Source organism: Pseudomonas lini (genome assembly GCF_001042905.1).
GTDB lineage: Bacteria > Pseudomonadota > Gammaproteobacteria > Pseudomonadales > Pseudomonadaceae > Aquipseudomonas > Aquipseudomonas lini.
The window spans coordinates 56,285-69,376 of the sequence record NZ_JYLB01000002.1; the positions used below are offsets into that span (position 1 = coordinate 56,285).

12 protein-coding genes are annotated in these 13,092 nt (G+C 59.3%); 9 read left to right on the plus strand and 3 right to left on the minus strand.

The features are described 5' to 3' along the window. Positions 1 to 89: 89 nt before the first annotated feature. From prfB to TU81_RS04625, 7 genes are all read left to right on the plus strand, one after another. Positions 90 to 1,185, plus strand: a protein-coding gene (gene prfB / locus TU81_RS04595) for a peptide chain release factor 2 (protein WP_095920368.1) whose coding sequence is annotated in 2 segments (ribosomal slippage) — positions 90 to 161 and positions 163 to 1,185 — 1,095 coding nt in all. Because the reading frame shifts where the segments join, the coding sequence is not laid out codon by codon here. A gap of 110 nt (positions 1,186 to 1,295) precedes the next feature. Next, complete coding sequence (lysS, locus tag TU81_RS04600; RefSeq protein ID WP_048393730.1) at positions 1,296 to 2,798, plus strand: lysine--tRNA ligase; 1,503 nt, start codon at positions 1,296 to 1,298, stop codon at positions 2,796 to 2,798. Positions 2,799 to 2,902: 104 nt separating this feature from the next. Further along, on the plus strand, positions 2,903 to 3,619 hold the full coding sequence (locus tag TU81_RS04605) for a TetR/AcrR family transcriptional regulator (protein ID WP_008070397.1): 717 nt from the start codon (positions 2,903 to 2,905) through the stop codon (positions 3,617 to 3,619). 158 nt (positions 3,620 to 3,777) lie between these two features. Beyond that, positions 3,778 to 4,332 carry a lipoprotein gene (locus TU81_RS04610; protein ID WP_038979116.1) on the plus strand — a complete coding sequence of 185 codons (555 nt, stop codon included), beginning with the start codon at positions 3,778 to 3,780 and terminating at the stop codon, positions 4,330 to 4,332. Between the two features lie 36 nt (positions 4,333 to 4,368). After that, positions 4,369 to 5,646 carry a flavohemoglobin expression-modulating QEGLA motif protein gene (locus TU81_RS04615; protein WP_038979117.1) on the plus strand — a complete coding sequence of 426 codons (1,278 nt, stop codon included), beginning with the start codon at positions 4,369 to 4,371 and terminating at the stop codon, positions 5,644 to 5,646. A 164-nt stretch (positions 5,647 to 5,810) separates the two neighbouring features. Further along, positions 5,811 to 6,722 carry an alpha/beta hydrolase gene (locus TU81_RS04620; protein ID WP_048393732.1) on the plus strand — a complete coding sequence of 304 codons (912 nt, stop codon included), beginning with the start codon at positions 5,811 to 5,813 and terminating at the stop codon, positions 6,720 to 6,722. Further along, positions 6,722 to 7,051 (plus strand): hypothetical protein, encoded by a 330-nt coding sequence (locus TU81_RS04625; protein WP_038979119.1) that lies wholly within the window; start codon positions 6,722 to 6,724, stop codon positions 7,049 to 7,051. Before TU81_RS04620 ends, TU81_RS04625 begins: the two co-directional genes overlap by 1 nt. A 246-nt stretch (positions 7,052 to 7,297) precedes the next feature. Here the strand turns inward: TU81_RS04625 and TU81_RS04630 are convergent, their stop codons facing one another. From TU81_RS04630 to TU81_RS04640, 3 genes are all read right to left on the minus strand, one after another. Further along, the gene (locus TU81_RS04630; protein ID WP_038979120.1) at positions 7,298 to 8,086 is read right to left on the minus strand and encodes an OmpA family protein; all 789 of its coding nucleotides are present in this window, start codon (positions 8,084 to 8,086) and stop codon (positions 7,298 to 7,300) included. Between the two features lie 56 nt (positions 8,087 to 8,142). Then, positions 8,143 to 8,556: a DUF4398 domain-containing protein gene (locus TU81_RS04635; protein WP_038979121.1), complete on the minus strand. Its 414-nt coding sequence runs from the start codon at positions 8,554 to 8,556 to the stop codon at positions 8,143 to 8,145. Between the two features lie 390 nt (positions 8,557 to 8,946). Beyond that, entirely contained in the window at positions 8,947 to 9,273 is a 327-nt protein-coding gene (locus TU81_RS04640; RefSeq protein WP_038979122.1) for a hypothetical protein, read from the minus strand. Between the two features lie 223 nt (positions 9,274 to 9,496). On the opposite strand from TU81_RS04640, the gene ppc reads away from it, so the two are divergent. Both ppc and adk read left to right on the plus strand, forming a co-directional pair. After that, entirely contained in the window at positions 9,497 to 12,127 is a 2,631-nt protein-coding gene (gene ppc / locus TU81_RS04645) for a phosphoenolpyruvate carboxylase (RefSeq protein WP_048393733.1), read from the plus strand. 289 nt (positions 12,128 to 12,416) lie between these two features. Beyond that, a complete protein-coding gene (gene adk, locus TU81_RS04650; RefSeq protein ID WP_038979124.1) occupies positions 12,417 to 13,064 on the plus strand; it encodes an adenylate kinase in 648 nt (215 codons plus the stop codon). The last annotated feature ends 28 nt before the right edge of the window (positions 13,065 to 13,092 follow it).

Consider the following 13,092-nt stretch of genomic DNA (forward strand, 5'->3'; position numbering starts at 1 on the left):
CCGCTAAAGCCGCCAGGCGGGCTGCCTTGACAGCTTCATTACGTTATACTCGTCGGCTTTCAAAAGTTCGCCAACGAGTGCTGCCCGCCATGGAAATCAACCCGATCCTTAACAGTATCAAGGACCTGTCCGAGCGCTCCGAAACTATTCGGGGGTATCTTTGACTACGATCAAAAGCATGAGCGTCTGACTGAAGTCAATCGCGAGCTTGAAGATCCGTCTGTCTGGAACAACCCGTCGTACGCTCAGGAGCTGGGCCGCGAGCGGTCGCTGCTGGCTCAGATCGTCGAAACCCTCGACGAAATGCACAGTGGCCTGGCCGATGCCAAAGACCTGCTGCTGATGTCCGCCGAAGAAGAAGACCAGGCCGCCGTCGATGACGTCGCCGCCGAAGTCGAGCGCCTGCGCGAGTCCCTGGAAAAACTTGAATTCCGTCGCATGTTCAGCGGTGAGATGGACGCCAACAACGCCTACCTGGACATCCAGGCCGGCTCCGGCGGTACCGAGGCTCAGGACTGGGCCAACATCCTGCTGCGCATGTATCTGCGTTGGGCTGACAAACGCGGTTTCGACGCGACCATCATGGAGCTGTCGGCCGGTGAAGTCGCCGGTATCAAGGGCGCTACCGTGCACATCAAGGGCGAATACGCCTTTGGCTGGCTGCGTACCGAAATCGGCGTGCACCGTCTGGTGCGCAAGAGCCCGTTCGACTCCGGCAACCGTCGTCACACCTCGTTCTCGGCCGTGTTCGTGTCGCCGGAAATCGATGACAACATCGAAATCGACATCAACCCGTCGGACCTGCGCATCGACACCTACCGCTCCTCCGGTGCCGGTGGTCAGCACGTTAACACCACCGACTCGGCCGTACGGATTACTCACGTACCGACCAACACCGTGGTCAGCTGCCAGAACGAACGTTCCCAGCATGCGAACAAAGACACCGCGATGAAAATGTTGCGGGCGCGTTTGTATGAGCAGGAAGTGCAGAAGCGCAACGCCGCTTCCCAGGCGCTGGAAGACACCAAGTCGGATATCGGCTGGGGTCACCAGATCCGTTCGTATGTACTCGATGCCTCGCGGATCAAGGATCTGCGTACCAACATCGAACGCAGCGACTGCGACAAGGTGCTCGACGGCGACATCGACGAATACCTGGTGGCGAGCCTCAAGCAAGGCCTGTAAGCCATGTAATACCGGATCGCCTGACAACGCGCGATCCCTGTGGGAGCGGGCTTGCCCGCGATCCCCAGCCGCAGGCTGGGGACAACGAACCTGATGGAATATTTAAAGACATGAGCGACCTACAACTCGACCCGCAAGCCCTGCAACAGGAAGAAAACTCCCTGATCGCCCTGCGCAAGGAAAAGCTTGCTGCCGAGCGCGCCAAGGGCAATGCCTTCCCCAACGACTTCCGCCGCGACAATTACTGCGAAGATTTGCAGAAACAGTACGCGGACAAGACCAAGGAAGAGCTGGCAGAGGCTGCGATTCCGGTCAAGGTGGCGGGTCGCATCATGCTCAACCGTGGCTCGTTCATGGTGATCCAGGACATGTCCGGGCGGATTCAGGTTTACGTCAACCGTAAAACCCTGTCCGAAGACACCCTGGCCGCGGTGAAAACCTGGGACATGGGCGACATCATTGCCGCCGAAGGCACCCTGGCGCGCTCCGGCAAGGGCGACCTGTACGTCGAAATGACCAGCGTACGCCTGCTGACCAAATCCCTGCGCCCGCTGCCGGACAAGCACCACGGCCTGACCGACACCGAACAGCGCTACCGTCAGCGTTACGTTGACCTGATCGTCAACGAAGAGGTGCGCCAGACCTTCCGCGTTCGCTCGCAAGTGATTGCGCACATCCGCAGCTTCCTGATGAAGCGTGACTTCCTGGAAGTGGAAACGCCGATGCTGCAAACCATTCCAGGCGGCGCGGCGGCCAAGCCGTTCGAGACTCACCACAACGCGCTGGACATGGAAATGTTCCTGCGTATCGCGCCTGAGCTGTACCTCAAGCGTTTGGTAGTCGGCGGTTTCGAGAAAGTCTTCGAGATCAACCGCAACTTCCGTAACGAAGGCGTTTCGACGCGTCACAACCCTGAATTCACCATGTTGGAGTTCTACCAGGCTTACGCCGACTACGAAGACAACATGGACCTGACCGAAGAGCTGTTCCGCGAACTGGCGCAGCTGGTTCTGGGCAGCACCGACGTGCCTTACGGCGACAAAGTGTTCCACTTCGGCGAGCCATTCGTGCGTCTGTCGGTGTTCGACTCGATCCTCAAGTACAACCCTGAGCTGACCGCTGACGACCTGACTGACATCGACAAGGCCCGCGCCATCGCCAAGAAGGCCGGCGCCAAGGTGCTGGGCTTTGAAGGTCTGGGCAAACTGCAGGTGATGATTTTCGAAGAGCTGGTCGAGCACAAGCTGGAGCAGCCGCACTTCATCACCCAGTACCCGTTCGAAGTGTCGCCGCTGGCCCGTCGTAACGACGAGAACCCGAACGTCACCGACCGTTTCGAACTGTTTATCGGTGGTCGTGAAATCGCCAACGCCTACTCCGAGTTGAACGACGCGGAAGACCAGGCTGAGCGCTTCATGGCGCAGGTCGCCGACAAGGACGCCGGTGACGACGAAGCCATGCACTACGACGCCGACTTCGTTCGCGCGCTGGAGTACGGCATGCCGCCGACCGCCGGTGAAGGGATCGGCATCGACCGTCTGGTGATGTTGCTGACCAACTCACCGTCGATCCGCGATGTGATCCTGTTCCCGCACATGCGCCCGCAAGCGTAAGTGTTTCAATTAAAAAGCCGCCGATAACAGGCGGCTTTTTATTGCCTGTCTGGTACAAACGTATCAATTGGTTACTTTTGACGTTTTAGAGAGGAATACCTGTCGTGAATCGTGCAATGGCTCAAGAAGGTGCAGCGGGTATCGCCACTGCGGTCGCTGAAAGTGTTCAGTACCAGGGCCGCAAGGCCAGCCGACAGGGCAGCGAACAGCGTCGACAGGACATTCTCGACGCAGCGATGCGCATTGTCGTGCGTGATGGCGTGCGGGCCGTGCGCCACCGTGCAGTGGCCGCTGAAGCGGGTGTGCCGCTGTCGGCCACTACGTACTATTTCAAGGACATCGATGACTTGCTCACCGATACCTTCGCCCAATACGTGGAACGCAGCGCGGCGTTCATGGCCCGGTTGTGGGCCAGCAACGAAGGTCTGTTGCGCGAGATGGTGGTCAGCGGTGATGGCACCCCCGAGTCCCGCTCACAGCTGGCGGACGATATCGCACGGCTGATGGCTGACTATGTTCATCGGCAATTGATCAATCGCCGCGAGCACTTGATGGCCGAGCAAGCCTTCCGCCAGGAAGCCTTGCTCAACCCGCGTCTGGCCTTGTTGGTGCGCTCCCATCAGCAAATTCTGCTGCAGGGCACCTGCCAACTTTTCGAAGTATTGGGTTCCCGTGAGCCACAACAGGATGCCAAAGTGTTGACTGCGATTATCGGACGGATGGAATATCAGGGCCTGCTCAACGACGCCGAGCCTGTTGCCGAAGAGGAAATGCTCGGCATCCTCAACCGCTACATGCATTTGGTGCTGGCGTCGGTGTAACCCCTTATGGGAACTCAACCCTGTGGGAGCGGGCTTGCTCGCGAAGGCGGTGTGTCAGACAACGAAGATGTTGAATGTTAAACCGTTTTCGCGAGCAAGCCCGCTCCCACAGGGATAGTGGCCATTTGAGGGCGGCGTGTATTCATAGGGAGTGTTGAATGAAAGCCTGGCGCGTCGTTGTGATCGCCTTGTCGATCCTGCTGCTCAGTGGCTGTCTGGTGACTTTCAAGGAGCCGCTGCCCGCCAGCGAGCCCGCGCCCAAAGGGTTGCTCGGCAAATGGACCAGCACCAACGCCTGGGGCGAGCCGATGAACCTGGAACTGACGCGCATCGGCGACAATCGCTATCAGGCGGTCAGCTACTTCAAGGCCAAGCCCCATGAGCGTGAAGCCTATCCCTTCACCGTGTCGCGCCATGGCAATCGCTGGTACCTGTCGGCGAAGGTGCCGGCGCAGTTCGGCGGGAACTTCACCATCACCGGTTTCGAACTCAACGATAAGCACGAACTGGTGGTCTACAACCTCGATCTCGAACAGATCAAACAGGCCATGGGCCAAGAAGCCCTCAGTGGCCAAGGCTTCCAGACCGACGACGGCGACGGGGTGTTGATCAGCAACAGCCTGGATCAGGTGTTCGCCTACCTCGATGATCCGGCCAATTCCGATGTTTTCGTCGAAGCGGTGCGCTACCAGCGCCTGGCCAAAACCAAATAAACCCAGCACGTAACGGTTTTACTACAGGAGTTTCGGGTGGACGAATACCAGCAGACGATACGCATTTTGTCCGATCGCATAGTGCTGGCGCAGACGCCGATTCGCGTTCTGGATGCGGTCAAGTGGGACGACAGCATTCGCAAGGGATTCTTCAAAGGCAAGGGCAAGGAAATGCCGGCCGTGGACCGCGACTATTACCTCAATCGACCGCTGGCATTTGATTCCAGCAAAGTGAAGCTGGAGTTCCAGAACATCGAGCGCGACATCACCCGCCAGCTCGGCCAGTTCAACCCGGTCGGCCAGATCATGCGCCGCATGTGCAAGGAATACCGGATGGTGGTGCGCATGCTCGAAGCGCGCGGCACCGAGGATTTCGGGCTGATTTCCCAGGAGTTGTATGGCGCGGCGTCCGATGCGTTTCACGCCGGTGACCCGACCCTGGCCGACCTGGGCCTGATGCTCTCCGATTACCTGAACAACATCGATGGCCGTGGCGACCTCAAGGACGAACCGAAACTTCTCACCGCCAAGGAAGCCGTCGACCTGCTGCAACATCGGTTGAACAAGGTGTTTGGCGAAAACGAGGAAACCATTCGGGTATTCGAATCCGACGGGATCGTCGCCGATGCCGCAGCCGGCGCCGACTACATCAAGATCCGCGCCGACGCGATGTTCAACGACCGTGATGTGCGTGCGCTGGAAGTCCACGAAGGGCTGGTGCATGTGGGCACCACGCTCAACGGCCTGAATCAGCCAATCTGCACCTTCCTGTCCAAAGGCCCGCCGTCGTCCACCGTGACCCAGGAAGGCCTGGCGATCCTGATGGAAATCATCACCTTCGCCTCCTACCCGAGCCGCCTGCGCAAACTGACCAACCGCACCCGTGCCATTCATATGGTGGAGGAGGGCGCGGACTTCTTGCAGATCTACGATTTCTTCTGTGAGCAAGGTTTCGAAATGGCCGAAAGCTATGGTAATGCCAGTCGGGTTTTCCGCGGCTCGGTGCCGACCGGTCTGCCATTTACCAAAGACTTGTCCTACCTCAAGGGCTTTATCATGGTTTACAACTACATTCAGTTGGCCGTGCGTAAAGGCAAGCTGGAGCAGATACCGCTATTGTTTTGTGGCAAGACCACGCTGGAAGACATGCGGACCTTGCGCCAATTGGTGGACGAAGGCCTGGTCGTGCCGCCCAAGTACCTGCCCGACCAATTCCGCGACATGAACGCGCTGTCGGCCTGGATGTGCTTCTCCAACTTCCTGAACCACCTGAGCCTGGACCGGATCGAAGCGGATTATTCCAATATTTTGTGAGCAACGAATCCCCTTGTGGGAGCGGGCTTGCCCGCGATGGCGGCTTAACATTCAGCTTTCATGTTGCCTGTGACATCGCTATCGCGGGCAAGCCCGCTCCCACAGGGTTAATTGTTGTCCACAGGATACTGTTCCAACCCCCTATTTTCGCGAGGCTTCACCGGATGAGAATCCTCGGCATCTTTTGCCTGCTCCTGGCCCTCGGCGGTTGCGACTCTCTGCTGTTCTATCCCGAGCCCGGCCAGCCGTTCACCCCGGGAAAAGCCAAACTCGAATTCCGCGACGTCACCCTGATCACCGCTGACGGCCTCAAGCTGCATGGTTGGTGGTTGCCGGCGAAAAAAGGTGTCGAGGTCAAAGGCACGGTGCTGCATTTGCACGGCAACGGCGGCAACCTGGCGTGGCATTTGGGTGGGAGCTGGTGGTTGCCGGAGCAGGGCTATCAAGTGTTGTTGGTGGACTATCGCGGGTACGGTTGGTCCGAAGGTAAACCGGCGTTGCCGGCGATCTATCAGGACATCGACGCCGCGTTCAAATGGCTCGACCAGGCCCCGGAGGTCAAGGGCAAGCCGCTGATCCTTCTCGGTCAGAGCCTTGGCGGTTCGATGGCTGTGCATTTCCTGGCCCAGCATCCCGAGCGCCAGCGGCAACTCAAGGCTTTTGTACTCGATGGCGTGCCTGCCAGCTACCGTGATGTCGGGCGTTTCGCCCTGAGCACGTCATGGATGACCTGGCCGTTCCAGGTGCCATTGTCCTGGTTGGTGCCGGACGGCGACAGCGCGATCCATTCCATGAAGCAACTCAACGGCGTACCGAAACTGATCTATCACAGTATCGATGATCAGCTGGTGCCCCTTTCCAATGGCATCCGACTGTATCAAGCTGCGCCGCCGCCGCGAGTGCTGCAACTGACCCGGGGCGGTCATGTGCAAACCTTCGCCGACCCGGTCTGGCAAAAGGTCATGCTGCGCTACCTCGAAGACCCGCAGCATTTCGACGGCCTGCGCCGCTTGGGTGAGATCCCCAATTACCCGGCACCCCCGAATTCTGAAGATGAACCACCAGAGAGTCCGTAATGAGTGAAGAACGTAACGCCATCCCGCTGATCATCACCGGTATTTGCAGCATCCTCGGCACCGTTGGCGCCCTGTGGTGGTACGGCTACCTGCACTTCGCCAAACCCGAAGATGCGCTACTGCTCAGCGACTTCACCATGCTCAAGACCGTGCCGGGCGAAGACTATAAAGTCTCCCTGCAACCGGCCCCGCAAGTGGCCCAGTGCATCGATGGCGTGCTGGTGCTGTTCGACACCGAACAGAAAGGCCTGACTGGCGTGCTGATCAACAGCAAGAAAAAAGCCGTGCGCTGCATGGGCGAGGAAACGCCGCAAAAACTCGAACAGTAAGTCTCGCACCCATCGGCAACGATAAACCCTTGTGGCGAGGGGGCTTGCCCCCGTTGGGTCGAGAAGCGGCCCTAAAACCTGCATTCGCGTTTTGTCGGTTATACCTTGGGGGATGGTCTCACGACTGCTTCGCAGGCGAACGGGGGCAAGCCCCCTCGCCACAGGGTGTTTGCCCACAGTGTTCAGCCAATTAAAAGCCCCGCCTGATCGATTCAGGCGGGGCTTTTAATTATCAGCGTGGTCAGCTTACTTGGCGCTGATCGCCGAACGCGGAATGACCGGCTGGTTGTCGTTGGAAATGGTCACTTCCACCCGACGGTTCATCGCGCGGCCCGAAACACTGGAGTTCTCCGCAACCGGGTATTCCTTGCCATAACCCTGGGCCACGATGCGTGCAGGATCGACACCCATCTTGATCAGGGCCACTTGCACCGAGGTCGCACGACGCTCGGACAGCGACTGGTTGTACGACGCCGAGCCGGTGCTGTCGGTGTAGCCTTCGACAATCACCTTACGGTCCGGGTTTTCCTGAAGGAACTGCGCCAGTTTGTTGATATTCACCAAACCGTTGGACTTCAGGTCCGCCTTGTTGGTGGCGAACAGCACGTCACCGAAGGTCACCAGCGTGCCGCGATCGGTCTGTTTGGCATTCAGGCTGTCTTGCAGCTGTTTGATCTGCTGGTCGCGGGCATCCAGACGAGCCTGGGCTCGTTGTGCCGCGGCATTTTTCAGGTTGTTTTCAGCGGTGCGCAGGGCGATGGTCTGCTTGGCCACTTCAACACGCTGATTGGTCAGGTAAGCCAGTTGGTCGACCTTGGCCTGGTCTTCCCTATCCAGGTAAGCCTTTTCGGCCTTGTCCAGGTATTCGCTGGCGTCTTTGGTTTCCAGCGCCGCAACTTTGCTGGCTTGCGGGTTGGCTTGCAGGCCGGTGTAGTTGGTACGGGCTTGTTCCAGGTTCGCGTTGGGCGGTGTGGAGCAGGCAGCCAGTGCAACGCTTGCGGCCAGGAGGGCGGGGATCATCAATTGTTTGCGCATAATGGTTCGTCCTTTCTATCGATAAGAGTTTCAGGTCTGGAAATCGGGATGCGCGCTTACTGCACGGTGCGCTGACTTTCCTGACGCAGTTCCTGAACACCTTTCTGGGAGTCCTTCACAGCTTGTTCGGCTTTCATCGCCTGGGCCTTGCGCTCGGCGACACGGGCGTCCCACTCGGCTTGCTCAGCCAGCATTCTGGCTTCGTCATACTTCTTGTCGTGCATGGCGATTTCGGCTTGTTTGAGCTTGTCCTGAGCGGCCTTCATTTCCACGGCGGCGAATTCGGTACCGCCAGCGCTGACGGCGTTGTTCACAGCCGATTCGGTCACGGCGTATTGCTCGCTCGGCGGGTTACCGGCGCAACCGGCCAGAACGAAGCTGCTGCCGATGGCCAGGGCCGCCAGTTTGAGACCGCGCAGATGGGTGAATGAGGATGGGGCAGTGCTGGTCTTCATGGTCTTCAACTCCATTGGATAACTCCTGAAAAACATCTGAATCCATCCTGGGCAAGGAGCCGCAACCTACAATTCCAGAGTGCTTTTTGAAACGGCCGTCCCAGGCGTGGTTATTGGGTTGACCCAAGGTGTTTTTCAAAAGTTCAGAGAAGATCGCCTATCGCCCGAAAAAACTTGATCGAGCGGACAAGGCTCTAAACCGGGAATTTTAGCGATAGATAGCGGTAAGCCCGAGCGTTTCATGGCCCGGGAATACGCAATTATCGAAGTAATATGCAAGCCAATGTGGGAGCGGGCTTGCTCGCGAAAGCGGCTTAACATTCAACATCTCTGTTGTCTGACACACCGCTTTCGCGAGCAAGCCCGCTCCCACACGTTCGGCGGCAAATTCAGTGTTTTTGCTTGTCAATCGGTCGATAAATCATGCAAATGACGACGGGACAAAGCGAGAAAACGCGGGGTCGGACCGACGTCTTCGTACAGCGGATCGCCTTCTTCGTCGGTGGCTACTACCGTTGACCCTTTCACATACGGAAAGCTCGCTTCGAGTTCTTCCAGCGCGGCGCCGATCAGCTCGCCGAGCAGTTCTTCGGGGTGCCGTTTGGGGTACATCTCGATAATCGCCGCCAGCCGTGCGGCGGCCTCCACGTCCAGACGAATCGTGTAGCCAGAGTCGGTCAGGCGACCCTTGGCGTTTTCTTCCCAATGCTTGGCGAGCTCGCGGATTTTCATAATGACCTCATTGCGCACCTGCTCGTGGCAGGCCGGGTGAGTGTCCGGCGGTGGCCGGCGGCAAGCCGTTGTACGGCTTATTGTTGAGACTGGCTTCAGTTGAAGTCCCTTGGTCGTCCGCTTGTAAGAAGCGCTGTACGACGGCACTCTCTATATCAGAGCCCTATATCAGAGCCTCTAATAACCAAGCATAGCCGCCCGGATTTTCGCTGGAGAATTGCTGATGACCGATATTGATGCACGCTTGCGCGAGGACGTTCACCTGTTGGGTGAGCTGTTGGGCAACACCATTCGTGAACAGTACGGGGACGACTTTCTCGACAAGATCGAGCAGATCCGCAAAGGCGCCAAGGCCGACCGTCGCGGTTCGATGGACGCCGAACTCAGCGCCAGCCTCAACCAGTTGAGCGAAGACGAGTTGCTGCCGGTAGCGCGGGCGTTCAACCAGTTCCTCAACCTGGCCAATATCGCCGAGCAATATCAACTGATTCACCGCCGCGAAGAGTCGCAGCCCGAGCCGTTCGAGGCTCGGGTATTGCCGGAACTGCTCGCTCGCCTGCTGAGTGCGGGCCATGACGCCGAGTCCCTGGCGCGGCAATTGGGGCGGCTGGAAATCGAGCTGGTATTGACGGCGCACCCCACCGAAGTGGCGCGTCGCACGCTGATCCAGAAATACGACGCCATCGCCGCGCAACTGGCCGCCCAGGACCACCGTGACCTGACCAGCGCCGAGCGCGAGCAGATCAAGACGAAGTTGCAGCGCCTGATCGCCGAAGCCTGGCACACCGAAGAGATCCGCCGTACCCGCCCGACACCGGTGGACGAAGCCAAGTGGGGCTTTGCGGTGATCGAGCATTCGCTGTGGCAGGCGATTCCCAACTATTTGCGCAAGGCCGATCAGGCCCTGCATGCCGCCACCGGCCTGCACTTGCCACTGGAAGCCGCACCGATTCGCTTTGCCTCATGGATGGGCGGCGACCGCGACGGCAATCCCAACGTCACTGCCGCCGTGACCCGCGAAGTGTTGCTGCTGGCGCGCTGGATGGCCGCCGATCTGTATCTGCGCGATGTTGATCACCTCGCCGCCGAGTTGTCGATGCAGCAGGCCAGTGACGAGTTAAAAGCCAAGGCCGGCGACAGCGCTGAGCCTTACCGCGCAGTGCTCAAACAATTGCGTGAACGCCTGCGCGCGACCCGTAATTGGGCCCACGCATCCCTGACGGCAACCACGCCAGCGTCAGCCGATGTGCTGCAAAACAATCGCGACCTGCTGGACCCGCTGGAGCTGTGCTACCACTCGCTGCATGAATGCGGAATGGGCGTTATCGCCGATGGCCCGTTGCTCGATTGCCTGCGCCGCGCGGTGACGTTCGGGTTGTTTCTGGTACGCCTCGATGTGCGCCAGGACTCGTCCCGCCACACGGCGGCCATGACCGAAATCACCGATTACCTCGGCCTGGGCCGTTATGAGGATTGGAGCGAAGAGGAGCGCATCGCCTTCCTGATGCGTGAATTGAACAATCGCCGGCCGTTGCTGCCGGCGTACTTCAAGCCGTCTGCCGATACCGCCGAAGTGCTGGCGACGTGTCGGGAAATCGCCGCAGCACCGGGGGCTTCTCTCGGTTCGTACGTGATTTCCATGGCCGGCGCCGCCTCTGACGTGCTGGCCGTGCAATTGCTGCTCAAAGAGTCTGGCGTATTGCGGCCGATGCGCGTGGTGCCGCTGTTTGAAACCCTCGCCGACCTAGACAATGCCGGCCCGGTGATCGAAAAACTCTTGCTGTTGCCGGGCTATCGCTCGCGCCTGCAAGGGCCGCAGGAAGTGATGATCGGTTATTCCGACTCGGCCAAGGACGCCGGCACTACAGCGGCGGCCTGGGCGCAGTATCGGGCGCAGGAGCGTTTGGTCGACATCTGTCGCGAACAGCAAGTGGAACTGCTGTTGTTCCACGGTCGCGGTGGCACCGTAGGCCGTGGTGGTGGCCCGGCGCACGCGGCGATTCTGTCGCAGCCGCCGGGGTCGGTGGCGGGGCGTTTCCGCACCACCGAGCAGGGGGAAATGATTCGTTTCAAATTCGGCCTGCCGGACATCGCCGAGCAAAACCTCAATCTGTACCTGGCGGCGGTGCTGGAGGCGACCTTGCTGCCGCCACCACCCCCTGAGCCTGCCTGGCGCCATTTGATGGACGAATTGGCCGCCGATGGCGTCAAGGCTTACCGTGCCGTGGTGCGAGAGAATCCGCAGTTCGTCGAGTATTTCCGCCAGTCCACCCCGGAGCAGGAGTTGGGGCGTTTGCCTTTGGGCAGCCGTCCGGCCAAGCGCCGCGCTGGCGGGATTGAAAGCCTGCGCGCCATTCCATGGATCTTCGGCTGGACCCAGACGCGCCTGATGTTGCCGGCCTGGCTCGGCTGGGAAGCGGCATTGAGCAAGGCGCTGGAGCGCGGCGAGGGCGAGTTGCTGGGGCAGATGCGCGAGCAGTGGCCGTTCTTCCGTACCCGCATCGATATGCTGGAAATGGTGCTGGCCAAGGCCGACGCCGATATCGCCCAGTCTTACGATGAGCGCTTGGTCGAGCCGGATCTGCTCCCTTTGGGTGCGCATTTACGCGACCTATTGTCGCAGGCCTGTGCGGTGGTCCTGGGGTTGACCGGTCAGTCGCAGCTACTGGCACATAGCCCAGCTACCCTTGAATTCATCCGCCTGCGCAACACTTATCTCGACCCGCTTCATCTATTGCAGGCCGAACTGTTGGCACGTTCGCGGCAACAGGATGTGGCCCAGGGCAGCCCGGTAGAACAGGCGTTACTGGTGTCTGTGGCGGGGATTGCCGCCGGTTTGCGAAATACCGGCTAAGGTTTTCATCGTGGGGGACAGGCACCCGGCGCGAGCGTCGAGTGCCTGCTGGCGAGCGGTCGAAAAGGTCTGTCACGCGACAGTTAATGATGGGGTTGCGACTTGGCTTACCTCTTTTCAAGGCATCCTCCCGGGCGGGTTTCTCCGACTTTCGGCGGCTTGTGTGGGCAGGGCCTGCTGTGTATCTTGATCAGCCTTTGGCCGTTTGGGCGGTCGCGATCCTATTTTTGAGATTGGCCCCAAGAGGCGAATCTGACGTTATCTATATAAAAAATTGAGGAGCACATCGATGCGCGTCATTCTGCTGGGAGCTCCCGGGGCCGGTAAAGGTACTCAGGCTAAGTTCATCACCGAGAAATTCGGCATTCCGCAAATCTCCACCGGCGACATGCTGCGTGCTGCCGTAAAAGCCGGTACCGAGCTGGGTGTTAAAGCCAAAGGCATCATGGATGCCGGTGGTCTGGTCTCCGACGATCTGATCATCGCCCTGGTCAAGGACCGTATCGCGCAGCCTGACTGTGCCAACGGTTTCCTGTTCGACGGTTTCCCGCGCACCATTCCGCAAGCTGAAGCGCTGGTAGAAGCGGGTGTGGAACTGGACAACGTGGTCGAAATCGCCGTCGATGACGAAGAAATCGTTCAGCGTATCGCCGGTCGTCGCGTTCACGAGGCCAGCGGTCGTGTGTACCACACCGTCTACAACCCGCCAAAAATCGCCGGCAAAGACGACATCACCGGTGAAGAGCTGGTGCAGCGCAAGGACGACACTGAAGAAACCGTGCGTCATCGTCTGTCGGTCTACCACTCCCAGACCAAACCACTGGTGGAGTTCTACCAGGGTCTGGCCGCTGATAAGGGCAAGCCGAAATACAGCCATATCCCAGGTGTTGGCTCGGTAGAAGCGATCACCGGCAAGGTGCTTGAAGCACTGAGCTGAAAAGTCTGATCGGCTTCATCTTCTACGG